Source organism: Streptomyces sp. NPDC001927 (genome assembly GCF_053594455.1).
In genome coordinates this window covers 1,102,577-1,126,473 of the sequence record NZ_JBSFEN010000001.1, presented here as the reverse complement: position 1 = coordinate 1,126,473, position 23,897 = coordinate 1,102,577, and the positions used below count along the sequence as shown (strand labels likewise).

Sequence of the window (23,897 nt, the reverse complement as noted above, 5' to 3'; positions counted from 1 at the left end):
GCCGCCCCCGTCCGGTGGGCCCGCCCGAGGAGTGGACCTTCGAGCGGCTGTCGGACCCGGCCCGTACAGTTGATCCCGTGACCACCACGCAGACCTCGCCACTCGCATTCCTCAAGGGCCACGGGACCGAGAACGACTTCGTGATCGTCCCCGACGCCGACAACGCCATTGAGCTGCCCGCCGCCCTCGTCGCGCGGCTGTGCGACCGCCGGGCCGGCATCGGTGGGGACGGCGTGCTGCACGTGGTCCGCAGCGAGGCCCACCCCGAGGCCCGCGCGATGGCCGGCGAGGCCGAGTGGTTCATGGACTACCGCAACGCCGACGGCTCGGTCGCCGAGATGTGCGGCAACGGCGTCCGCGTCTTCGCCCGCTACCTGGAGCACGCCGGGCACATCACGGCCGGCGAGGTCGCCGTCGCCACCCGGGGCGGCGTCAAGCACGTCCACCTCGACAAGGACGGCTCCGTCACCGTCTCCATGGGCCGTGCCCGGCTCCCTGAGGACGGCGTCACCGTCACCGTCGACGGCCGCAGCTGGCCCGCCCGCAACGTGAACATGGGCAACCCGCACGCGGTCGCCTTCGTCGAGTCCCTCGACCACGCGGGCACCCTCTTCACCGAGCCCCCGTACGCCCCCGCCGAGGTCTTCCCGGACGGGGTGAACATCGAGTTCGTCGCCGACCGCGGCCCGCGCCACGTGGCCATGCGCGTGCACGAGCGCGGCGCCTCCGAGACCCGCTCCTGCGGCACGGGCGCGTGCGCCGTCGCCGTCGCCACCGCCCGCCGGGACGGCGTCGACCCCGCCGTGAGCGGGACGCCCGTCACGTACACCGTGGACGTCCTGGGCGGGACGCTGACCATCACCGAGCACCCCGACGGGGAGCTGGACATGACCGGCCCGGCCGTCATCGTCGGCGAGGGCACGTTCGACCCGAACTGGCTCGCGGACGCCTGAGCCGGCCGCGGCGGTCGCCGAACAACGGTAGGGACCGGAAGCGACCCATTCGAAACTGTCAACGACTGACCGTTCGCTCGAATGGGTGATCCGTTTCACGCTGGGCGAGAGCGGGACTGCACCCCGTGGTGGGGTCGGTAGCATCAAGCACCGGCCCCGCGGGCACGCCTTGCCCGTCCACCGCCGGTCGACGTCGCCGGAGGTGCCCCATGAGTGCAGAGGCCACCAACCCTGTGAGCGCAGCGGAGGCCGCGGGCCCCGACGCTCCCAGCCGCAGGCGCGCCCGGCCGAGGATCGACCTCCGCAGGCTGGGCCGCGCCGCACTGCTCGGTCCCGCCACCAGGGACCGGCTGCCCGACGCCATCGGGCACGTCGCGGAAGCCCACCGGGCGCACCATCCCGACGCCGACCTGGCCGTGCTGCGCCGGGCGTATGTCCTGGCCGAGTTCTCGCACCGGGGCCAGTTCCGCAAGAGCGGTGAGCCGTACATCACCCACCCCCTCGCGGTGACCCTCATCCTCGCCGAACTCGGCGCCGAGACGACGACGTTGACCGCCGCCCTCCTCCACGACACCGTCGAGGACACGGAAGTGACTCTCGATCAGGTCCGGGAACAGTTCGGCGACGAGGTCGCCTATCTCGTCGACGGCGTCACGAAGGTGGAGAAGATCGACTACGGCGCCGCCGCCGAACCCGAGACCTTCCGCAAAATGCTCGTCGCCACCGGCAACGACGTCCGCGTCATGTCGATCAAACTCGCCGACCGGCTCCACAACATGCGCACGCTCGGTGTCATGCGCCCGGAGAAACAGGTCAGGATCGCCAAGGTCACCCGGGACGTCCTCATCCCGCTCGCCGAACGGCTCGGAGTCCAGGCGCTCAAGACCGAGCTGGAGGACCTCGTCTTCGCGATCCTCCACCCCGAGGAGTACGAGCGGACCCGCGCCCTCATCGCCGGCAACACCGGCGCGGGCGACGCGCTCGCCGCCATCGCCGAGAGCGTCTCCGCCGTCCTGCGCGAGGCGGACATCGCGGCCGAAGTCCTCGTCCGGCCACGGCACTTCGTCTCCGTCCACCGCGTCCACCTCAAGCGCGGCGACCTGCGCGGAAGCGACTTCGGACGGCTCCTCGTCCTGGTCGCCGAGGACGCCGACTGTTACGCCGTCCTCGGCGAACTCCACACCTGCTTCACCCCGGTGATCTCCGAGTTCAAGGACTTCATCGCGGCCCCCAAGTTCAACCTGTACCAGTCGCTGCACACCGCCGTCGCCGCCCCGGACGGGGCCGTCGCCGAAGTCCTCATCCGCACGCACCAGATGCACAAGGTCGCCGAGGCCGGCGTCGTCGCGCTCGGCAACCCGTACACGCCGCCGACGGGCGGCGACGGCGTCGAGCCCGCGGAGGACGGCGAGCGCGCCGACCCCACCCGGCCCGGCTGGCTCTCCCGGCTCCTCGACTGGCAGCAGTCCACGCCCGACCCGGACACCTTCTGGACCTCGCTGCGCGCCGACCTCGCCGAGGACCAGGAGATCACCGTCTTCCGCGCCGACGGCGGCACGCTCGGCCTGCCGGCCGGGGCGAGCTGCGTGGACGCCGCCTACGCCCAGCACGGCGCCGCCGCCCACGGCTGCCTCGGCGCCCGCGTCAACGGCCGTCTGGCGACGCTCAGTACGGTCCTGAACGACGGCGACACCGTCCAGCTCCTGCTCGCCCAGGACACCGCCTCCGGGCCCTCCCCGGAGTGGCTGGACCACGCCCGTACGCCCGCCGCGCGGATCGCGATCACGGCCTGGCTCCAGGCGCACCCGGAGTCCGCCGGGGCGCCGGAGGCCGACCCGAGACCGCCCGTCTCCGTCACGGCCGACCGCCGCTCGGGCGCCAAGCTCCACGCGGACCTCCAAGGCGCCCAGGCCACCGCCGTACGCCCGGCGGGCTGTTGTACCCCCGTACCCCCCGACGAGATCACCGGTTTCCAGGTACGCGGCGGCTCCGTCACCGTCCACCGCACCGGCTGCGCCTCCGTCGACACGATGCGGCGGCTCGGGCGCGCACCTGTCCCCGTCCGCTGGGGCGACACCGCCGAGTGCCGCGTCACTCTCGTTGCCGAGGCCTTCGGCCGGCCCCGGCTCCTCGCCGACCTCACCGAGGCCATCGCGGCGGCGGACGTCGCCGTCGTCTCGGCGACCGTCGAGCCCCCGAACGAACAGCGGGTCCGGCACACGTACACCCTCCAACTCCCGGACGCGGCAGGGCTGCCCTCGCTCATGCGGGCCATGCGCGACGTGGCCGGGGTGTACGACGTCAGCCGCGCCCAGCACCCGGCCACCCCCGAAGCCTGAGGACCGCGTACCCGAAGGCCACAGGGGCGCACTCGCCTCGGCACCCGCGTGACCCCTTCGGGTGGCCGGCGCGCGCGCCGCCCGGGGGAGCGGCCACGGCACTGGTAGCCGTAGCCCATGCCGCTCACACCACCCCGAAACCCCTCCTCACGCGCGCGGTGGCTGCGCTCCGCCGTCCTGGTCGCCGCATCGGCCGGACTCGTCGCCGCCGCCCTCCCCGCGCCCGTGCCGCTCGGCATCGGGGACCCCCTCTTCCCCCACCTCGGCAACCCCGGCTACGACGTCCTCTCGTACGACATCGGCCTCACCTACCCGGGCAAGAACACCGCACCGCTCGCCGGCGTGACCCGCATCGAGGCCCGGGCCACCGCCGACCTGGAGCGGATCAACCTGGACTTCACGCACGGGAAGGTCTCCTCCGTCACCGTCGACGGCGAGCCCGCCACCTTCGAGACCACCGGCGAAGACCTGGTGATCACGCCCGGCCGGGCGACCGAGAGCGGCGACGCCCTGACCATCTCCGTCACCCACACCAGCGACCCCAGCGGCTCCGCGGACTCCGGCGGCTGGGTCCGTACCGGCGACGGACTCGCCATGGCCAACCAGGCCGACGCCGCCCACCGGGTCTTCCCCTCGAACGACCACCCCGCCGACAAGGCGTACTTCACCTTCCGCGTCACCGCGCCCAACGCCCTGACGGCCGTCGCCAACGGCCTCCCCGCGGGCCGGACCACCGACGGGACCACCACGACCTGGACCTACCGCACGGCCCACCCCATGGCCACGGAACTCGCCCAGGTCTCCATCGGCCGCAACACCGTCGTCCACCGCGCCGGGCCGCACGGCCTGCCCCTGCGGGACGTCGTCCGCACCGCCGACCGCGACCTCCTGGAGCCCTGGCTCAAGCGCACCCCAGGGCACGTCGAGTGGATGGAGCGCCAGGTCGGCCCGTACCCCTTCGAGACGTACGGGCTGCTGATCGCCGACGCCGAGACCGGCTTCGAGCTGGAGACACAGACCCTCTCTCTCTTCGAGAGAAGGTTGTTCACCGACCCCGGCTTCCCCGAGTGGTACGTCGACTCGGTCATGGTCCACGAGCTCGCCCACCACTGGTTCGGCAACAGCGTCTCGCCCCGCGCCTGGTCCGACCTGTGGCTCAACGAGGGCCACGCGAGCTGGTACGAGGCCCTGTACGCGGACGAGACCGCCGGACAGTCCCTGGAGCGGCGCATGAAGGCCGCCTACGGAGCCTCCGACACCTGGCGCGCGAACGGCGGGCCGCCCGCCGCCCCCGAGCCGCCCACACCCGGCCAGAAGATCAGCATCTTCCGACCCGTCGTCTACGACGGCAGTGCCCTGGTCCTCTACGCGCTGCGCGAGGAGATCGGCACGGAGGCCTTCCAGAAGCTGGAGCGCCGCTGGGTGAGCGAGCACGAGCACGCCACCGCCACCACCGCCGACTTCACCGCCCTGGCCGCCGAGGTCGCGGGGCGTGACCTCACGTCCTTCTTCACCGGCTGGCTGTACGCCGAGAAGACCCCGCCGATGCCCGGGCACCCGGACTGGCGCTCCCGCCCGGCCGGCGAGGCGCGCGGCCCGGCGAAGGCGCGGTGAAACCGGGATGACGGGCTCGGGGCGACCATGTCACCATCGTCAGGTCGACGACGCGGCCGGCCGGGAATCTTTCCCCGCCGTCACACGTTGTGATCGACGCAACCACTTTCCATCGACGTAAGGATCCAATGACCTCCTCTTCATCCCCTTCCCAGGACGAGCAGAGCTTCGCGGACACGCGCCGCACCGAGAGCCTTCGGGCCGATGCCCTGATGGAAGAGGACGTCGCCTGGAGCCACGAGATCGACGGAGAGCGGGACGGCGATCAGTTCGACCGCTCCGAGCGCGCCGCCCTGCGGCGCGTGGCGGGCCTCTCCACCGAGCTCGAGGACGTCACCGAGGTCGAGTACCGGCAGCTGCGCCTCGAGCGTGTCGTGCTGGTCGGCGTATGGACCTCGGGGACCGTCCAGGACGCGGAGAACTCCCTCGCGGAGCTCGCGGCCCTCGCCGAGACGGCGGGTGCCCTGGTGCTCGACGGCGTGATCCAGCGCCGTGACAAGCCGGACCCGGCCACGTTCATCGGCTCGGGCAAGGCCCGTGAGCTGCGGGACATCGTCCTTGAGACCGGCGCCGACACCGTCGTCTGCGACGGCGAGCTCAGCCCCGGTCAGCTCATCGCCCTCGAAGACGTCGTCAAGGTCAAGGTGGTCGACCGGACCGCCCTGATCCTCGACATCTTCGCCCAGCACGCCAAGTCCCGAGAGGGCAAGGCGCAGGTCGCGCTCGCGCAGATGCAGTACATGCTGCCGCGACTGCGAGGCTGGGGTCAGTCGCTCTCCCGTCAGATGGGTGGCGGCGGCGGTGGCGGCATGGCCACCCGTGGTCCCGGTGAGACCAAGATCGAGACCGACCGGCGTCGGATCCGCGAGAAGATGGCGAAGATGCGCCGGGAGATCGCGGAGATGAAGACCGGCCGCGACGTCAAGCGCCAGGAGCGGCGGCGTCACAAGATTCCGTCGGTCGCCATCGCCGGTTACACCAACGCCGGCAAGTCCTCGCTCCTCAACCGGCTGACCGGCGCGGGTGTGCTGGTGGAGAACGCCCTGTTCGCCACCCTCGACCCGACCGTGCGCCGGGCCGAGACGCCCACCGGCCGGGTGTACACCCTGGCCGACACCGTCGGGTTCGTACGGCACCTGCCGCACCACCTCGTCGAGGCGTTCCGCTCCACCATGGAGGAGGTCGGCGACTCCGATCTCATCCTGCACGTGGTGGACGGCTCGCACCCGGCCCCGGAGGAGCAGCTCGCCGCCGTGCGTGAGGTCTTCCGTGACGTCGGTGCGGTGAACGTGCTGGAGATCGTCGTCATCAACAAGGCGGACGCGGCCGACCCGCTCGTCCTCCAGCGGCTGATGCGCGCCGAGCGGCACGCGATCGCGGTCTCCGCCCGCACGGGCGAGGGCATCGACGAGCTGCTCGCGCTCATCGACGCCGAGCTGCCGCGCCCGCAGGTCCAGATCGAGGCACTCGTGCCGTACACGGAAGGCGGTCTCGTCTCCCGGGTGCACGCCGAGGGTGAGCTGCTCTCCGAGGAGCACACCCCGGAGGGCACGCTGCTGAAGGCGCGGGTGCACGAAGAGCTCGCGGCGTTCCTCGCCCCGTTCGTCCCGGCCGCGCACTGACCGGTTCGTCCGAGAAGTGAAGGAAGGCCCCGCTCCTCATCGAGGAGCGGGGCCTTCCGCATGTCACATCCGTACGGTCACATCCGTACGGCGATCAGTGGGCGAGCTCGATCAGCGGGCGAACTTCTTGCTCACCATCTCGTGCGCGTCCTTCGCGCCCTTGCCCAGCTGCGGTCCCGCCAGCCAGCCGTTGCCGCCGGCCGGGCCGATCGAGGTGTTCGACACCAGCGCCGGCTTGCCGTTCGGCATGGTCCGGATCCAGCCGCCGCCGGAGGAGCCACCGGTCATCGTGCAGCCGATGCGGTACATCGTGGGCGTCGCGGGCGCGGTGGTCATACGGGTCGGCCGGTCGACGCACTTGTGCATGATCAGACCGTTGTACGGAGCCGCAGCCGGGTAGCCCCAGGCGCCCATGTAGCCGGCCTTGGCGTGCGCCGGGGCCGAGAAGTCGATCGGCAGCGCGACGCCGACGGTCTCCTCCAGGGACTTCTTGCCCTGCTGCGGCTTCACGTGGAGCACGGCGTAGTCGTACGGCCAGGCCCCGTTCGAACCGCCCTTGTTGATCCACTCGCCCGAGGTCACGGCCCAGTCCGCCCAGTACTGACCGTACGGCGCGACCTCGTGCGGCTTCGCGTTGCGCAGCGCGGCCGGCGACTTGCCGAGGTCGTTGTAGGCCGGGACGAAGGTGATGTTGCGGTACCAACCGCCCCGCTGACCGGCGTGGACGCAGTGACCGGCGGTCCACACCATGTTGGACTTCCCGGGCCGGCGCGGGTCCTTCACGATCGTGCCGGAGCAGACCATGCTGCCCTGCGGCGAGTCGAAGAAGATCTTGCCGACCGGCGCCGCGTTGCGGTGGTACGGAGTCTTCTCCCGCTGCGCCTGGACGGGACGCGGCACGGGGTCGCTGCCCCCGGAGCCCGCCGCGGTCGTCATCGTCTGGTCCGGGCTCTTCGCGGTCTGCATGCGCTCGGAGTCCCAGAGCCCGTCGATCACGGGGTTGACGAAGTCCTCGGCCTCACGGAGCCAGGTGTCCTTGTTCCAGTTCTTCCACTCGCCGTCCTTCCACTTGTCGACGTCGACGCCGTGCTTCTTCAGCTTGTCGGCGATGTCGGACGGGATGGCGGGGTCAGCCCCGCCGCCTTCCGTGGCGGAAGCGGAGGCGCTCGAACCCCCGGCGGGCTTGTCGGCCGCCGGGGTCTCGGTCGGGCCGCAGGCGGTGGCCGTCAGCGCGAGCGCCGAGACCAGGCCGAGGGTGGCTGGAAGCAGTCGTATGGAACGCATGTGGAGGGTCCCCCTGATGGAAGTGCGGGCAGCGCGCGGCGAACGGTCCGCGCGCGGGCGCCCGATGATGTCGTGGGACGGGGCGGGACCCGTCGGGATCCCGCCCCGAAAGCCGTCGCCTAGCGGCCGGCGTACTTCTTGCTGACCTCGTCGTAGATGCCCTTGGCCTCGGCGCCCAGGCGCGGTCCGGCCAGCCACCCGGCCGTGACCGGGCCGATCGAGGTGTTGGACACCAGCGCCGGCTTGCCGTCGCGGCCCGCGGCCACCCAGCCGCCACCGGACGAACCACCGGTCATCGTGCAGCCGATGCGGTACATCGTCGGCTGCTCCGCCTTGACCGACAGACGGCCCGGCTTGTCCGTGCACTGGTACATCTTCTGGCCGTCGAACGGCGGACCCGCCGGGTAGCCGATGGCCTTCATGTTCGCGATCTTCGCGACCGTCGGCGCGTTGAACTCCACCGGCAGCGCCGAACCGACCGTCTCCTCCAGCGACTTGGTCGTGCCGCCCTTCTCAGGCGTCACGTGGATCACCGCGAAGTCGTACGGAGCGCCCTGACCGCCGGTCGAGGCCCCCTCCGAGATCCACTGCTCGGAGGTCTGCGCCCAGTCGCCCCACCACACGCCGTACGGAGCGACCTGCTCGCGCGTCGCGTTCTGCAGCTGAGCGGTCGGCAGGGCCTTGTCGTTGTACGACGGCACGAAGGCGATGTTGCGGTACCAGCCGCCCTTCTTGCCCGCGTGCACGCAGTGGCCCGCCGTCCAGACCATGTTGGACTTGCCGGGGTTGGCCGGGTCCTTCACGACGGTGGCCGAGCAGACCATCGAGCCCTCGGGGCCGTCGAAGAACACCTTGCCCGCCTCGGGGGCGTTGGAGTGGTACGGCGCGGGCACACCCTTCGCCCTCACCGGCGCGGGCGTCGGGTCGGTGACGCCCTTGTCGCCCTGCAGATCCTCCTCCTCGACCGGCTTGTCGGGGCGCTGGGCGTCCCGCATCCGGTCGGGGTCCCAGAGGTCCTCGATGATCGGGTTGACGTAGTCCTTCGCCTCACGCAGCCACTTGTCGCGATCCCAGTTCTTCCACTCGCCGTTCCTCCACTTGTCCAGATCGATCCCGTGCTCCTTGAGCCGGTCCTTCAGATCGTCCGGAATCGTGATCTTGTCGCCGGTGGACGGGCTGGCGGACGCGGAGGGCTTGTCTCCCGCGTTCTCCTCGGTCGGGCCGCAGGCCGTCGCCGTCAGCGTCAGCGCCGCGACGGCTGCCGCCGCGGCCAGCAGCGGACGAATCGATCGCATCTCGTGATCCCCCTGGGACTACGTCAACTTGTGCATGAGTGAACAGTGATGGCGCCCAATCGGGCGCCGAAGTGCGGCCCCCATGATGCCGGTGCCGGAGGGGACGGTACGCGCCAGGTCCACGGTTCCGCCCGTTGCCGGGTCGTGATCCCCACCACGCCAAGGATCTTGGGATTTTCCCGTGATCCTTGGCGTGTCCCGTCGTTGGTACGTACGGGGGACACCGAGGCAGCGTTCAGCGCCACCGTTCGCGGTGGTCAGCAACGTACCGATGTGCAACGCAACTGTTACCGCGGGAGGGCACCGAACCGTGGCCGTGACCGAACCAGCTCCGGCCGTACCGTCGGCCGCGCAGACGTACCAGGGGGAGCGGAGAGCAGGCGAAGGGGCCGCTCTCGAAGGCATCCTGCGCCGCCAGTCGTTGCGCGAGTCCGCCGCGCGCACGTACGCGCGCTCGCTGCCGATCGTGCCCGTCCGGGCCAGGGGCCTGACCATCGAGGGCGCGGACGGGCGGCGTTACCTGGACTGCCTCTCCGGCGCGGGGACCCTGGCGCTCGGGCACAACCACCCGGTGGTCCTCGAAGCCATCAAGAAGGTGCTCGACTCCGGAGCCCCCCTCCACGTCCTCGACCTGGCGACCCCGGTCAAGGACGCCTTCACCACCGAGCTGTTCGCGACGCTGCCGGCCGGACTCGCCGACAACGCGCGCATCCAGTTCTGCGGACCGGCCGGGACGGACGCGGTCGAGGCCGCGCTGAAACTCGTCCGCACGGCGACGGGCCGCAGTGGGCTGCTCAGCTTCACCGGCGCCTACCACGGCATGACGGCCGGCGCCCTGGACGCCTCCGGCGGCGCGACGGACGTCCGGGTCACCCGGCTGCCCTACCCGCAGAACTACCGCTGCCCCTTCGGCGTCGGCGGCCCCCGCGGCGCCGAACTGGCCGCGCGCTGGACGGAGAACCTCCTCGACGACCCGAAGAGCGGGGTCACGACGCCCGCCGCGATGATCCTCGAACCGGTGCAGGGGGAGGGCGGTGTCATCCCCGCCCCCGACGACTGGATGCGGCGCATGCGGGAGATCACCGCGGCGCGGTCCATCCCGCTCATCGCCGACGAGGTCCAGACGGGCGTCGGCCGCACCGGCGCCTTCTGGGCCGTCGAGCACAGCGGGGTCGTCCCCGACGTCATGGTCCTCTCGAAGGCCATCGGCGGCTCCCTCCCGCTCGCGGTCGTCGTCTACCGCGCCGAACTCGACGCCTGGGAGCCCGGCGCACACGCCGGCACCTTCCGGGGCAACCAACTCGCCATGGCCGCCGGGGCCGCCACCCTCGCGTACGTACGCGAGAACCGGCTCGCCGACCGCGCCGCGACGCTCGGCGCCCGGATGCTCGCCCGCCTCCAGGGCCTGGCCGCCGTCCACCCCTGCATCGGCGACGTACGCGGGCGGGGGCTCATGATCGGCGTCGAACTGGTGGATCCGGAGAGCGCGGACGCCGACGCGGACGTCCCCCCGGTGGACTCGGCACTCGCCGTGGCCGTCCAGCAGGAGTGTCTGCACCGGGGACTCATCGTCGAACTCGGCGGCCGGCACTCGGGCGTCGTCCGGCTCCTGCCCCCGCTCACCCTCACCGACGAGCAGGCCGAAGCCGTCCTCGATCGCTTCGCCGACGCCCTGGCCGCCGCCGAACGCACCCACCGCACGCGCCCGCACGCGCACGACGCACGCGTCCGGAACACCCCCGGACCGATCGGACCGACCGGACCGTCCCACTGATCCCGGCACGCCCCGGACCCCCTCACAAGGAAGCCCCCGTGAACGCCAGCCCCGCCTCCGAAGCGTCCGACACCGGCAGCGCCGCGCACGGCCCGCTCACCGTCGAGCAGGCCACCGTCCCGCGCCAGCACTCCGGTCCGTACGACACCCTCCCCACACCGGCGCGTACGGTCGTCGCCGCCACTGCCGCCGCCACCCGGCAGGACCACCTCGACGACCCGGATCCGCAGCGCGCCGCCGACGCGGCGACCATCGAGAACCTGCTCAGGTGCTGGGTACGGGAGAAGAACCTGCCGGCCCCCGGCTCGACCACGCTGCGCATCCCCCTCGAAGCCAGCGGCACCGCCCTCCTCGTCCCCGTCCTCTACTGGTCGCCCACGGGATGGCACCGCTTCGGCCCGCCCGCCCTCGAAGGCCTCCACCCCACCGCCCCGAACGTCGACGCGGTCACCGTCGCCGCCCTGATCAGCCGCGAGACCGGCCGCCCCGAAGGCACCGAACTCGTCGGCCGCGTCGCCGACTCGGCCCGCCGCACCGCCGACTTCATCACCGACCGGCGCCGCCGCCCGAACCCCGGCCCGGACGCCGACCTCTTCCTCACCGCCGAGCAGTCCCTGCTCCTCGGCCACCCGCTCCACCCCACCCCGAAGAGCCGCGAAGGACTCTCCGACGCCGAGGCCCGGCTCTACTCGCCCGAGCTGTACGGCTCCTTCCCGCTCCACTGGATGGCCGTCGCCCCCTCGGTCCTCGCCTCCGACTCGGCCTGGACCGAACAGGGCCGCCCGGTCAGCGCCGGCCGGCTCGCCCTCGGTCTCGCCGAAGGGCTCGAACTGCCCTCGGGTACGGTCCCGTTGCCGCTGCACCCCTGGCAGGCCCGCGAACTGACCCACCGCCCCGCCGTCGCCGCCCTCCTCGACTCCGGTCTCCTCCACGACCTCGGTCCCGCCGGTGCCGCCTGGCACCCCACCTCCTCCGTCCGCACCGTGCACCGGCCCGGCGCCCGCACGATGCTCAAGCTCTCCCTCGGCGTCCGCATCACCAACTCCCGCCGCGAGAACCTCCGCAAGGAGCTCCACCGCGGAGTCGAGGTCCACCGGCTCCTGCGCACGGGCCTGGTCGACCAGTGGCAGGCCGCCCACCCCGGCTTCGACATCGTCCGCGACCCCGCCTGGCTCGCCGTCGACACCCCGGACGGAGCGCCCGTCCCCGGTCTGGACGTCATGATCCGGCACAACCCGTTCGCCACCGGCGACGACGCCGTCTGCATCGCCGCCCTCACCGCTCCCCGCCCCTGGCAAGGCACCACGCGGATGCGATCCCGGCTCACCGACATCGTCACCCGCCTCGCCGCTCGCACGGGCCGCCCGACGACCGCCGTCGCCGCCGAGTGGTTCCTGCGCTACCTCGACCAGGTCGTCCGCCCCGTCCTCTGGCTCGACGGCGTGGCCGGAGTCGCCCTCGAGGCCCACCAGCAGAACACCCTGGTGCTCCTCGACCCGGACGGCTGGCCGATCGGCGGCCGCTACCGCGACAATCAGGGCTACTACTTCCGCGAGTCCCGCCGCGACGAGCTGGAGGGCCGCCTCCCGGGCATCGGCGCCACGAGCGACACCTTCGTCTCCGACCAGGTCACCGACGAGCGCTTCGCCTACTACCTCGGCATCAACAACGTCCTCGGACTCATCGGCGCCTTCGGCTCCCAGCACCTCGCCGACGAACGCGTCCTGCTCGCCGGATTCCGGCAGTTCCTCACCTCCGCCACCAGCCTCGGCTCGCCGCTGCCGCACCGGCTCCTGGAAGCCGCCACGCTGCGCTGCAAGGCCAACCTCCTGACCCGTCTGCACGGCCTCGACGAACTCGTCGGTCCCGTCGACACCCAGTCCGTGTACGTCACCATCACCAACCCCCTCCGTTCCTGAGGCTCCTGGAGCCCACGCCCCGACCGGACGGCCGAGCGACCGTCGACCGACCGACCCGCCGAGAGGAGAGCCCCACCGTGCCTCCCACCGATGCGCGCCCCGCCACCGACCCGGGCGGTGACGACACCCTGGACCTGCACCTCTCGGACGAACTCGTCGCCCTGATCGCCGCCGGCGAGAGCCCGGCGCCCACGGACGGCGACCTCCTCGACGCGGTCGCCTCCTGGGGCCCCGTCACCACCCCCGTCGGCTCGTTCCGCCTCGTACCCGTCCGGCTCGAACGCGACCTCAGCCTCGTCGCCCGGTGGATGAACGACCCGGCCGTCGCCGCCTTCTGGGAGCTCGCCGGTCCCGAGACCGTCACGGCCACCCACATCCGCGGCCAACTCGACGGCGACGGACGCAGCGTGCCCTGCCTCGGAGTCCTCGACTCCACCCCCATGAGCTACTTCGAGATCTACCGCGCCGACCTCGACCCGCTCGCCCGGCACTATCCGGCCCGCCCGCACGACACCGGCATCCACCTCCTCCTCGGCGGCGTCGCCGACCGAGGCCGTGGAGTCGGCACCGCGCTGCTCCGTGCCGTCGCCGATCTCGCGCTCGACCACCGTCCCCGGTGCACCCGCGTCATCGCCGAACCCGACCTGCGCAACACCCCTTCCGTCTCGGCCTTCCTGAGCGCCGGCTTCCGCCTCTCCGCGGAAGTCGACCTCCCCGACAAGCGAGCCGCCCTCATGGTCCGCGAACGCGCCCTTCGTCACGTCCTGTGAACGCCTCCCTGCCTTACATACACCGCTCGACCCACAGCGGTTCCCACCCCGAGGAGTCCTCGTGCCGACGTCCCCTGCCACCCATGACTCCGTCCTGCTCGCGCCGCCCGAGCTGACCGCCGAGGCCTGGAACCGGGCCGCCGCCCGCCTGCTCGCCAAGACCATCGCCGAGTTCGCGTACGAAGAGATCATCGAGCCCGTCCCGGCGGCCGACATCGAGGCGGCGGAGACCGCGGCGGCCGAGACGCCCGACAGCCCCGGACCCGGCTCCGGCTCCGGCCCCGCCCCTCGCCCCTACACCCTCCGCCTCGACGACGGCTCGGCCCTGACCTTCACGGCCGTCCGAGGCGCCTACGGGAGCTGGCGCCTCGCCCCCGACTCGCTCGCTCTCGACGGGCGGCCGCTGACCGACCCCCTCGACTTCCTCGTCCGCGCGCGCCGCCTCCTCGACCTCGACGGCGCCACGCTCGGCCATCTGATCCGCGAGCTCACCACCACCCTCGCCGCCGACGCCCGCCTCGACCGGACGGCACTCACGGCCGACCGGCTCGCGGACCTCGGATACGCCGAGCTCGAAGGTCACATGACCGGCCACCCCTGGCTCGTCCTCAACAAGGGCCGGATCGGCTTCTCCGCCACCGACGCCACCCGCTGGGCCCCCGAAGCCCGCCGGCCCGCGAGCCTCCCCTGGATCGCCGTCAGCACTGACATCGCCGCCTACCGCGGAGTCCCCGGCCTCGACACCCCCGACCGGCTCTACGACCGCGAACTCGACACCGACGTCCGCGAGACCTACCGCACCACGCTGCGCGCCCGCGGCCTCGACCCCGACCGGTACCTCCTGCTGCCCGTCCACCCCTGGCAGTGGGACGAGATCATCCTGCCGCTCTACGCCCCCGCCGTCGCGGCCGGCGCCATCGTCCCGCTCCCCGCCGACGGCGACGTGCGCCTGCCGCAGCAGTCCATCCGTACGTTCCTCAACACCAGCAGGCCCGACCGGCACACCGTGAAGCTGCCGCTCTCCGTGCTCAACACCCTCGTCTGGCGCGGACTCCCCACGGAAAGGACCCTCGCCGCCCCCGCCGTCACGGCCTGGGTCCACGGCCTCCGCGACGCCGACCCCTTCCTGCGCGACGAGTGCGGGGTGATCCTGCTCGGCGAGGTCGCCTCGGTCACCGTCGAGCACCCCCTCTACGACCGGCTCCCCGAGGTCCCGTACCAGTACAAGGAACTCCTCGGCACGATCTGGCGCGAACCGCTGAGGCTTCCGCCGGGCGAACGCGCCCGGACGCTGGCCGCCCTGCTGCACACCGACCCGGACGGCCGGGCCTTCGTCGCCGAACTCGTCGAGCGGTCCGGACTCGCCCCCACGGTCTGGCTGCAGCGGCTCTTCGCCGCGCTGCTCCCTCCGCTGCTGCACTTCCTCTACCAGTACGGAACCGTCTTCTCCCCGCACGGCGAGAACGCCGTCGTCGTCTTCGACGACCATGACGTTCCCGTACGCCTGGCGATCAAGGACTTCGTCGACGACGTCAACATCAGCGCCCACCCGCTGCCCGAGCACGACGCCATGCCCGACGACGTCCGGGCCGTCCTGCTCACGGAGGAGCCCGACTTCCTCACCCAGTTCATCCATTCAGGGCTGTTCGTCGGCGTCTTCCGCTACCTGGCGCCGCTCTGCGAGGAGCAACTCGGCGTACCGGAAGCCGACTTCTGGGCGCTTGTGCGGGCCGAGATCCTGCGGCACCAGGCGCGCTTCCCCGAGCTGAAGGAACGGTTCGAGCTCTTCGATCTTCTCGTCCCGAGGATCGAGCGGCTCTGTCTCAACCGAAACCGTCTCCACCTGGACGGCTACCGCGACCGCCCCCAGCGCCCGCACGCCGCCGTCCACGGAACGGTGCCGAATCCGCTCGCGTGATCCGACTGTCAGTGCAGCGCCGTAGGGTGGACGCGCTATGACGAAGCCATCCCTCCCCGACCTCCTGCACGCCGCCGTCACCGCCGTCGGCGGGACGGAGCGGCCCGGCCAGGTCACCATGGCCGAGGCCGTTGCCGAGGCCATCGACGACAGCTCCCACCTGCTGGTCCAGGCCGGCACCGGCACCGGAAAGTCCCTCGGCTATCTGGTGCCGGTGCTGGCGCACGGTGAGCGCGTGGTGGTCGCCACGGCCACCCTGGCGCTCCAGCGCCAGCTGGTCGAGCGCGATCTTCCGCGCACGGTCGACGCGCTCCACCCGCAGCTGCGTCGCCGTCCGGAGTTCGCGATGCTCAAGGGGCGATCGAACTACCTGTGCCTGCACCGCCTCCACGAGGGCGTGCCCCAGGACGAGGAGGAGGGCCTCTTCGACCCCTTCGAGGCCGCGGCCCCGACCAGCAAGCTGGGGCAGGACCTGCTGAGGCTCCGCGACTGGTCGGACGAGACGGAGACGGGTGACCGGGACGATATGACCCCCGGTGTCTCGGACCGTGCCTGGGGCCAGGTGTCGGTCTCCTCCCGTGAGTGTCTGGGCGCGACCAAGTGCGCGTACGGGGCCGAGTGCTTCGCCGAGGCGGCGCGGGAGCGGGCCAAGCTGGCGGAGGTCGTCGTCACCAATCACGCCCTGCTCGCCATCGACGCGATCGAGGGCGCGCCTGTTCTGCCGCAGCACGAAGTGCTGATCGTGGACGAGGCCCATGAGCTCGTCTCCCGGGTCACCGGCGTCGCGACCGGCGAGCTCACCCCGGGCCAGGTCAACCGCGCGGTCCGCCGGTCGGCGAAGCTGGTCGACGAGAAGGTCGCCGACCAGCTCCAGACCGCCGCGGAGGGCTTCGAGCGGCTGATGGAGCTGGCCCTGCCGGGCCGGCTCGAGGAGATCCCCGAGGACCTCGGCTACGCGCTGATGGCCCTGCGGGACGCCTCCCGCAATGTGATCTCGGCGCTCGGCACCACCCGGGACAAGTCCGTCCAGGACGAGGACGCCGTCCGCAAGCAGGCCCTCGCCTCCGTGGAGAGCGTCCACGCCGTCGCCGAGCGCATCACCCTGGGCTCCGAGTGGGACGTCGTCTGGTACGAACGCCACGACCGTTTCGGCGCCTCCCTGAGGGTTGCCCCGCTCTCCGTGTCGGGGCTGCTCCGCGAGAAGCTCTTCGCCGACCGCTCGGTGGTCCTCACCTCGGCCACCCTGAAGCTGGGTGGCGACTTCAACGGGGTCGGGGCCTCCTTGGGGCTGGCCCCCGAGGGCACCAAGGGCGACGACATCCCGGAGTGGAAGGGCATCGACGTCGGCTCGCCGTTCGACTACCCCAAGCAGGGCATCCTCTACGTCGCCAAGCACCTGGCCCGCCCCGCGCGGGACGGCGACCGGACGGACATGCTCGACGAGCTCACGGAGCTGATGCAGGCGGCGGGCGGGAGGACGCTCGGCCTGTTCTCCTCGATGCGTGCCGCCCAGCTCGCCGCCGAGGAGCTGCGGACCCGGATCCCCGAGTTCCCGATTCTGCTCCAGGGCGAGGACACGCTCGGCGAGCTGATCAAGAACTTCTCCGCCGACCCCCAGACATGTCTCTTCGGCACGCTCTCTCTCTGGCAGGGAGTGGATGTCCCGGGGGCCAGCTGTCAGCTGGTCGTCATGGACAAGATCCCCTTCCCGCGCCCCGACGACCCGCTGATGAGCGCCCGCCAGAAGGCGGTGGAGGACGCGGGTGGCAATGGCTTCATGGCCGTCGCCGCCACGCACGCGGCCCTGCTGATGGCCCAGGGCGCGGGACGTCTCGTCCGGGCCACTGGAGACCGTGGTGTGGTCGCCGTACTCGATCCGAGGCTGGCGACGGCCCGGTATGGCAGCTATCTGAAGGCTTCGCTGCCCGATTTCTGGTACACGACGGACCGCAATCAGGTGCGGAAGTCGCTGGCCGCGATCGACGCGGCGTCGAAGGCGGCGGAAGCCTGAGGGCTGAGACGCGGACCGGGTCCTGCCGTGGCACGGCAGGACCCGATTCAGGAAAGAGCAGGGCCCCGGGACCGGCGCAGTGGGTCCCGGGGCCCGGTCAGAGCCGGCGAGGTGGTGTCACACCCGCCGCAGTACCGCCACGACCTTGCCGAGGATGGTGGCCTCGTCACCGGGGATCGGCTGGTACGCCGCGTTGTGCGGCAGCAGCCAGACGTGGCCGTCCTCGCGCTTGAAGCGCTTGACCGTGGCCTCGCCGTCGAGCATGGCGGCGACGATGTCTCCGTTCTCCGCGACCGGCTGGCGGCGGACGGTGACCCAGTCCCCGTCGCAGATCGCGGCCTCGATCATCGAGTCACCGACGACCTTCAGGACGAAGAGCTCGCCGTCACCGACCAGCTGCCGGGGGAGCGGGAAGACATCCTCGACGGACTCCTCGGCGAGGATCGGGCCACCGGCGGCGATCCGGCCGACGAGGGGCACGTACGACGCGGCGGGCTTGCCGGTCGTGTCGGTCGGCTGGGTGCTCGGCTGGTCGGAGCCGCGTACCTCGTACGCCCGGGGGCGGTGCGGGTCACGGCGCAGGAAGCCCTTGCGCTCCAGCGCCATCAGCTGATGCGCGACGGAGGACGTGCTGGAGAGGCCCACCGCCTGACCGATCTCGCGCATCGACGGCGGGTATCCGCGCCGCTGGACCGAGTCCCGGATGACCTCGATGACCCTGCGCTGCCGGTCGGTCAGGCCCGAGCTGTCGGCCCTGATGCCTGGAGGTCGTCCGGGGAGCGAGCGCGCAGGTCGCCCTGGCTCCCCGTCCCCGTTCGTGGCTGCGTCATTCATGGCATGCACCGCCTCGAGTCGGCCCTGGGAGCGGTCCTGGGCAGTGATGGTGGCACTGTCTGCGGTGGTGGTCACGTCGGCGGCCCCTCTCGAATGGTCTCCCTCGCTGGCACAACGGTAGTGGCTTTCGAAAGGTTGCGCCAAACACACGTTCGAGTGAAAAAACGCAGATTGCCTTACGTGTGTTCGCGACTGGGTGTATATGCGAGCCCGGGCGCCGGAGGCAATTCCGGTCATTACGGTACCGTTCAGCCGTCGGCCGCACGCGGGCGGGGGGTGCTGTTCCAGTCTCGCATCCGGCGGGCCGGAATCGGCGGCGCCGCGCGCGTCCCGTACCCTCGTGGCCGGTCGGCGGTGCGGCCGGTTCGCGCGACACGCGCGAAGTGCCGGAAACGGGCTGAACCCTAGATCTAGTGGTTGGATTGCATCAGCCGCCTACACGTAGTGGTCCCCGGTCTTCCGGGGGGATCCGCATCGCCTATGCTGGTGGTCGCTTCGAGGGCCTTGACGGGCCCGGTGAGGCTATTCAGTCGCGCCGTGAGGGAGGGTCGGAAACCATGCACTGCCCCTTCTGCAGGCACCCCGACAGTCGTGTCGTCGACAGTCGCACCACCGACGACGGGACGTCGATCCGACGCCGCCGCCAGTGCCCCGACTGCTCCCGTCGTTTCACGACGGTGGAGACGTGCTCGCTCATGGTGGTGAAGCGCTCGGGCGTGACCGAACCCTTCAGTCGTACCAAGGTCATCTCCGGCGTGCGCAAGGCGTGCCAGGGGCGGCCCGTGACCGAGGACGCCCTCGCCAAGCTCGGCCAGTGGGTCGAGGAGGCGGTGCGCGCCACCGGGAGCGCCGAGCTGACCACCCATGACGTGGGTCTGGCCATCCTCGGCCCGTTGCAGGATCTCGACCTCGTCGCGTACCTGCGCTTCGCATCCGTCTACAAGGCTTTCGACAGCCTCGACGACTTCGAGGCCGCGGTCGCGGAACTCCGCGAACGACGGCCATCCGCAGAGGACTGCGGGACCGGAGCGACCCCCGAGGTCCCCGTTCCCGCCACCGCCGCCGACTGACCGGCCGGCCGGACCGAGGGTCCGGTCGTGGCCGGCCGCGTGGCGGCCGAAAAGACGTGTCACGGGCGTTCCGAGCGGCGCCCGCGACAACAGACAGAGAAGACAGTGCCCTGGGATTATCTGGGCACTTAAGGGTGTTTTGCCCGTATATGGGAGGCGGCATGACAGAGACGGCGAGCGGTCCGGCACGAGGTTCCCGCGCCAAGGGAGCCAAGGGGGCCAAGGGCCTGCGTATCGAGCGCATCCACACCACTCCGGGCGTGCACCCGTACGACGAGGTGATCTGGGAGCGTCGTGACGTCGTCATGACCAACTGGCGCGACGGCTCGGTCAACTTCGAGCAGCGTGGCGTCGAGTTCCCCGACTTCTGGTCGGTGAACGCGGTCAACATCGTCACCAGCAAGTACTTCCGCGGGGCCGTCGGCACCCCGCAGCGCGAGACCGGTCTCAAGCAGCTCATCGACCGGATCGTGAAGACCTACACCAAGGCCGGTGAGGAGTACGGCTACTTCGCCTCGCCCGCCGACGCCGAGATCTTCGAGCACGAGCTGGCCTACGCCCTCCTGCACCAGATCTTCAGCTTCAACTCCCCGGTGTGGTTCAACGTCGGCACGCCGCAGCCCCAGCAGGTCTCCGCCTGCTTCATCCTGTCCGTCGACGACTCCATGGAGTCGATCCTCGACTGGTACAAGGAAGAGGGCATGATCTTCAAGGGCGGCTCCGGCGCCGGCCTGAACCTCTCCCGCATCCGCTCCTCCAAGGAGCTGCTCTCCTCCGGCGGCAACGCCTCCGGCCCGGTCTCCTTCATGCGTGGCGCCGACGCGTCCGCGGGAACGATCAAGTCGGGCGGCGCGACGCGCCGCGCGGCCAAGATGGTCATCCTCGACGTCGACCACCCCGACATCGAGGACTTCATCGAGACCAAGGTCAAGGAGGAGGAGAAGATCCGCGCCCTGCGCGACGCGGGCTTCGACATGGACCTGGGCGGCGACGACATCACGTCCGTCCAGTACCAGAACGCCAACAACTCGGTCCGTGTGAACGACGAGTTCATGAAGGCCGTCGAGAACGGCGGCAAGTTCGGCCTGCGCGCCCGCATGACCGGTGAGGTCATCGAGGAGGTCGAGGCCAAGTCGCTGTTCCGCAAGATGGCCGAGGCCGCCTGGGCCTGCGCCGACCCGGGCATCCAGTACGACGACACGATCAACCGCTGGCACACCTGCCCCGAGTCGGGCCGGATCAACGGCTCGAACCCGTGCAGCGAGTACATGCACCTGGACAACACGTCCTGCAACCTCGCCTCGCTGAACCTGATGAAGTTCCTCAAGGACGACGGCAAGGGCAGCCAGTCGTTCGACGTCGAGCGCTTCTCCAAGGTCGTCGAGCTGGTCATCACGGCGATGGACATCTCCATCTGTTTCGCCGACTTCCCCACCCAGAAGATCGGCGAGAACACCCGCGCCTTCCGTCAGCTGGGCATCGGCTACGCCAACCTCGGCGCCCTGCTCATGGCCACCGGCCATGCGTACGACTCCGACGGCGGCCGCGCCCTCGCCGGTGCGATCACCTCGCTGATGACGGGCACCTCGTACAAGCGCTCCGCCGAGCTCGCCGCGGTCGTCGGCCCGTACGACGGCTACGCCCGCAACGCCGAGCCGCACCAGCGCGTCATGAAGCAGCACGCGGACGCCAACACCGCGGCCGTCCACGTGGACGACCTCGACTCGCCGATCTGGGCCGCCGCCACGGAGGCCTGGCAGGACGTGATCCGCCTCGGCGCCAAGAACGGCTTCCGCAACGCCCAGGCGTCGGTCATCGCCCCGACCGGCACCATCGGTCTCGCGATGTCCTGCGACACCACCGGCCTCGAGCCCGACCTCGCCCTGGTCAAGTTCAAGAAGCTGGTCGGCGGCGGCTCGATGCAGATCGTCAACGGCACCGTCCCGCAGGCCCTGCGCCGCCTGGGTTACCAGGAGGAGCAGATCGAGGCGATCGTCGCCCACATCGCCGAGCACGGCAACGTGATCGACGCCCCCGGCCTGAAGACCGAGCACTACGAGGTCTTCGACTGCGCCATGGGCGAGCGTTCCATCTCCGCGATGGGCCACGTCCGCATGATGGCCGCCATCCAGCCGTGGATCTCCGGCGCCCTCTCCAAGACCGTGAACCTGCCGGAGACGGCCACGGTCGAGGACGTCGAGGAGGTCTACTTCGAGGCCTGGAAGATGGGCGTCAAGGCGCTCGCCATCTACCGCGACAACTGCAAGGTCGGCCAGCCCCTCTCCGCCAAGAAGAAGGAGGAGGAGAAGGCCGAGGTCACCGCGAAGTCCGAGGCGACGATCCGCGAGGCCGTCGAGAAGGTCGTCGAGTACCGCCCGGTCCGCAAGCGTCTGCCCAAGGGCCGTCCGGGGATCACCACCTCCTTCACGGTCGGTGGCGCCGAGGGCTACATGACCGCCAACTCCTACCCGGACGACGGTCTCGGTGAGGTCTTCCTGAAGATGTCGAAGCAGGGCTCGACGCTCGCCGGCATGATGGACGCCTTCTCCATCGCCGTCTCCGTCGGTCTGCAGTACGGCGTCCCCCTGGAGACGTACGTCTCGAAGTTCACCAACATGCGCTTCGAGCCGGCCGGCATGACGGACGACCCGGACGTGCGTATGGCGCAGTCGATCGTCGACTACATCTTCCGCCGCCTGGCGCTGGACTTCCTGCCCTTCGAGACCCGCTCCGCGCTCGGCATCCACTCGGCCGAGGAGCGTCAGCGTCACCTGGAGACGGGCTCCTACGAGCCCTCCGACGACGAGGTGGACGTCGAGGGCCTCGCCCAGTCCGCCCCGCGCCAGACGGAGACCCTGAAGGCCGTCTCGACCCCGCCGAAGGTCGAGGTCCCGGCCCCGAAGCAGGCGCACACCTCGGCGGAGCTCGTCGAGATGCAGCTGGGCATCAGCGCGGACGCCCCGCTCTGCTTCTCCTGCGGCACGAAGATGCAGCGGGCCGGCTCCTGCTACATCTGCGAGGGCTGCGGCTCGACCAGCGGCTGCAGCTGAGCCGCCGGCTGAACGGTGAGTGAGAAGGGGACCGGCCTCAGGCCGGTCCCCTTCTCGGTTCAGGTGGGTCTCCGTCGGGCTCTCAGACGTGCTGGGCGCCCATCACCGCCGCGAAGGCCCGCGGGTCCAGGTCGAAGCCGCGGAGCACGGACCGGTAGGACCAGGTCTCCGGTCCGTCCCGGGTGAACTCCACGACTGTCGCCGCCGTGGAGCCGGCGACGTCCTCGAAGCCATGGACGGCGAGATCCCGGTAGCCCTCGCCCACCCGTACACCGGTGTTGACGATGTCGCCGAACGTCAGCCGTCCGGAACCCTGCTGTATGGCCACTCCCACCACCACGCGCGCGTACCGCGGCGCGAGCCGGTTCAGTTCCAGGGTCATGGCCTCGTCGTAGCCGAAGCCCTGGCCCGTACGGCTGTCCCGGGCGAGTGTGATCGTGCCGTCGGGGGAGCGGCTGTCGAAGTGCACCAGGTAGACGGGCGCACCGTACGGATCGTCCGCCGTGTAGACCCCGGCGATGATGTCCAGATCGTGCGCCGACGCGCCGATCGGACTGGGGTCCCACTTGAGCGTCACCTCGACCTTGCCGACCCCCTTGTTGAGTCCGCTCACCGTGAATTCCCTCTCTGCGTACGACTGGTACCGCGGGCCCGGTCAACTGCCCATGGTCTCCGACCGGTTGTTCATGGTGTCATGCGCACTCACCGCGAGAACGGGGTGGCGGAGGGTGAATGCCCCGTACGATGGCGCCGTGCTGGTCAAGTGGATTCGCTGCACCGTCGTGGACCGTCGGGGGTTCGAACGGGGACAGCGGAAATGGGCGGGGCTGCTGGGTGAGCCGGGATTCCGGGGCCAGGGCGGTGGGTGGAGCCGGGCGCGGCCCGATGTCGCTCATGTCTTCTCGTTCTGGGAGAGCCGCGCCTTCTACGACTCGTTCATGGCGCGCTCGCACGACCGGCTCGCTGCCACGCAGTCCGGCTCGTTCAAGGACCTCCAGGTCAAACTCTTCGACCACCGCTTCGACGTGAAGACGGGCTTCGAACCCCGGTTCACGGACGCCGACGTGGCGCGCGTGGCGCACTGCCGCGTCCACGAGGACCGGGTCGAGCACTTCGCGCTGATGCAGGAGAAGGTGTGGAACCCGGCGATGGCCGGTTCTCCCGGGATGCTGCGCGGGGTGTTCGGCGAGGCGCCGGGGAACGAGTTCGTGGTGCTCTCGATGTGGCGGTCCGCCGCGGAGCACGGCAAGTACCGGGTGGAGCGCGTCGAACGGCTCGGGCTGCGGGCCCAGACGGAGGCCGACGTGGCGGCGCTCAGCGGGGACGTGGTGCAGCTCGAGCCGTCCTGGACGGTCTGATCACCCGCAGGCGGTGTGCCGGCCGCGTACGCCGGATGGACGCCGGGTGCCTCCCCGGCTGAGCCCGCGCGAAGCGGGCGATCTAG

The 23,897-nt window shown here is 71.0% G+C and carries 16 protein-coding genes; 12 read left to right on the top strand and 4 right to left on the bottom strand.

Features of this window, described 5'->3' with window-relative positions; all coding sequences use genetic code 11:
* Window positions 1-77 precede the first annotated feature (77 nt).
* The 4 genes from dapF to hflX all read left to right on the top strand — a co-directional run bounded on the left by dapF (window position 78) and on the right by hflX (window position 6,528).
* On the top strand, window positions 78-953 hold the full coding sequence (gene dapF, locus ACWCO8_RS04340) for a diaminopimelate epimerase (RefSeq protein ID WP_451030831.1): 876 nt from the start codon (window positions 78-80) through the stop codon (window positions 951-953).
* Between the two features lie 209 nt (window positions 954-1,162).
* A complete protein-coding gene (locus tag ACWCO8_RS04335) occupies window positions 1,163-3,292 on the top strand; it encodes a RelA/SpoT family protein (RefSeq protein ID WP_451030830.1) in 2,130 nt (709 codons plus the stop codon).
* A gap of 117 nt (window positions 3,293-3,409) precedes the next feature.
* The gene (locus tag ACWCO8_RS04330; RefSeq protein WP_451030829.1) at window positions 3,410-4,906 is read left to right on the top strand and encodes a M1 family metallopeptidase; all 1,497 of its coding nucleotides are present in this window, start codon (window positions 3,410-3,412) and stop codon (window positions 4,904-4,906) included.
* A gap of 128 nt (window positions 4,907-5,034) precedes the next feature.
* A complete protein-coding gene (hflX, locus tag ACWCO8_RS04325) occupies window positions 5,035-6,528 on the top strand; it encodes a GTPase HflX (protein WP_451030828.1) in 1,494 nt (497 codons plus the stop codon).
* Window positions 6,529-6,639: 111 nt separating this feature from the next.
* Here the strand turns inward: hflX and ACWCO8_RS04320 are convergent, their stop codons facing one another.
* Both ACWCO8_RS04320 and ACWCO8_RS04315 read right to left on the bottom strand, forming a co-directional pair.
* Complete coding sequence (locus ACWCO8_RS04320) at window positions 6,640-7,812, bottom strand: trypsin-like serine peptidase (RefSeq protein WP_451030827.1); 1,173 nt, start codon at window positions 7,810-7,812, stop codon at window positions 6,640-6,642.
* A gap of 119 nt (window positions 7,813-7,931) precedes the next feature.
* Window positions 7,932-9,107, bottom strand: coding sequence for a trypsin-like serine peptidase (locus tag ACWCO8_RS04315; RefSeq protein ID WP_362012160.1), 1,176 nt, complete (start codon window positions 9,105-9,107; stop codon window positions 7,932-7,934).
* 310 nt (window positions 9,108-9,417) lie between these two features.
* Here ACWCO8_RS04315 and ACWCO8_RS04310 point away from each other — a divergent pair, with 310 nt between their 5' ends.
* From ACWCO8_RS04310 to ACWCO8_RS04290, 5 genes are all read left to right on the top strand, one after another.
* On the top strand, window positions 9,418-10,881 hold the full coding sequence (locus tag ACWCO8_RS04310; RefSeq protein WP_451030826.1) for a diaminobutyrate--2-oxoglutarate transaminase family protein: 1,464 nt from the start codon (window positions 9,418-9,420) through the stop codon (window positions 10,879-10,881).
* A gap of 38 nt (window positions 10,882-10,919) precedes the next feature.
* Complete coding sequence (locus ACWCO8_RS04305; RefSeq protein ID WP_451030825.1) at window positions 10,920-12,800, top strand: IucA/IucC family protein; 1,881 nt, start codon at window positions 10,920-10,922, stop codon at window positions 12,798-12,800.
* A gap of 77 nt (window positions 12,801-12,877) precedes the next feature.
* On the top strand, window positions 12,878-13,570 hold the full coding sequence (locus tag ACWCO8_RS04300; protein ID WP_451030824.1) for a GNAT family N-acetyltransferase: 693 nt from the start codon (window positions 12,878-12,880) through the stop codon (window positions 13,568-13,570).
* Between the two features lie 61 nt (window positions 13,571-13,631).
* Window positions 13,632-15,488 (top strand): IucA/IucC family protein, encoded by a 1,857-nt coding sequence (locus tag ACWCO8_RS04295; RefSeq protein WP_451030823.1) that lies wholly within the window; start codon window positions 13,632-13,634, stop codon window positions 15,486-15,488.
* Between the two features lie 37 nt (window positions 15,489-15,525).
* Complete coding sequence (locus ACWCO8_RS04290) at window positions 15,526-17,499, top strand: ATP-dependent DNA helicase (protein ID WP_451030822.1); 1,974 nt, start codon at window positions 15,526-15,528, stop codon at window positions 17,497-17,499.
* 117 nt (window positions 17,500-17,616) lie between these two features.
* On the opposite strand, the gene lexA is transcribed toward ACWCO8_RS04290, so the two are convergent.
* Window positions 17,617-18,408, bottom strand: coding sequence for a transcriptional repressor LexA (gene lexA / locus ACWCO8_RS04285; protein WP_362012177.1), 792 nt, complete (start codon window positions 18,406-18,408; stop codon window positions 17,617-17,619).
* A 482-nt stretch (window positions 18,409-18,890) separates the two neighbouring features.
* On the opposite strand from lexA, the gene nrdR reads away from it, so the two are divergent.
* Both nrdR and ACWCO8_RS04275 read left to right on the top strand, forming a co-directional pair.
* Window positions 18,891-19,403: a transcriptional regulator NrdR gene (gene nrdR / locus ACWCO8_RS04280; RefSeq protein WP_451030821.1), complete on the top strand. Its 513-nt coding sequence runs from the start codon at window positions 18,891-18,893 to the stop codon at window positions 19,401-19,403.
* Window positions 19,404-19,564: 161 nt separating this feature from the next.
* Complete coding sequence (locus ACWCO8_RS04275) at window positions 19,565-22,453, top strand: vitamin B12-dependent ribonucleotide reductase (protein ID WP_451030820.1); 2,889 nt, start codon at window positions 19,565-19,567, stop codon at window positions 22,451-22,453.
* Between the two features lie 82 nt (window positions 22,454-22,535).
* Here ACWCO8_RS04275 and ACWCO8_RS04270 read toward each other — a convergent pair whose 3' ends face one another.
* Entirely contained in the window at window positions 22,536-23,066 is a 531-nt protein-coding gene (locus ACWCO8_RS04270; RefSeq protein WP_451030819.1) for a TerD family protein, read from the bottom strand.
* Window positions 23,067-23,205: 139 nt separating this feature from the next.
* Here ACWCO8_RS04270 and ACWCO8_RS04265 point away from each other — a divergent pair, with 139 nt between their 5' ends.
* Complete coding sequence (locus ACWCO8_RS04265) at window positions 23,206-23,811, top strand: YdbC family protein (protein WP_451030818.1); 606 nt, start codon at window positions 23,206-23,208, stop codon at window positions 23,809-23,811.
* The last annotated feature ends 86 nt before the right edge of the window (window positions 23,812-23,897 follow it).

Coding starts and splice junctions, on each gene's coding strand:
- ACWCO8_RS04335 (WP_451030830.1), top strand. CDS start 1,163: ATGAGTGCAGAGGCCACCAACCCTGTGAGCGCAGCGGAGGCCGCGGGC.
- ACWCO8_RS04330 (WP_451030829.1), top strand. CDS start 3,410: ATGCCGCTCACACCACCCCGAAACCCCTCCTCACGCGCGCGGTGGCTG.
- hflX (WP_451030828.1), top strand. CDS start 5,035: ATGACCTCCTCTTCATCCCCTTCCCAGGACGAGCAGAGCTTCGCGGAC.
- ACWCO8_RS04320 (WP_451030827.1), bottom strand. CDS start 7,812: ATGCGTTCCATACGACTGCTTCCAGCCACCCTCGGCCTGGTCTCGGCG.
- ACWCO8_RS04315 (WP_362012160.1), bottom strand. CDS start 9,107: ATGCGATCGATTCGTCCGCTGCTGGCCGCGGCGGCAGCCGTCGCGGCG.
- ACWCO8_RS04290 (WP_451030822.1), top strand. CDS start 15,526: ATGACGAAGCCATCCCTCCCCGACCTCCTGCACGCCGCCGTCACCGCC.
- nrdR (WP_451030821.1), top strand. CDS start 18,891: ATGCACTGCCCCTTCTGCAGGCACCCCGACAGTCGTGTCGTCGACAGT.
- ACWCO8_RS04275 (WP_451030820.1), top strand. CDS start 19,565: ATGACAGAGACGGCGAGCGGTCCGGCACGAGGTTCCCGCGCCAAGGGA.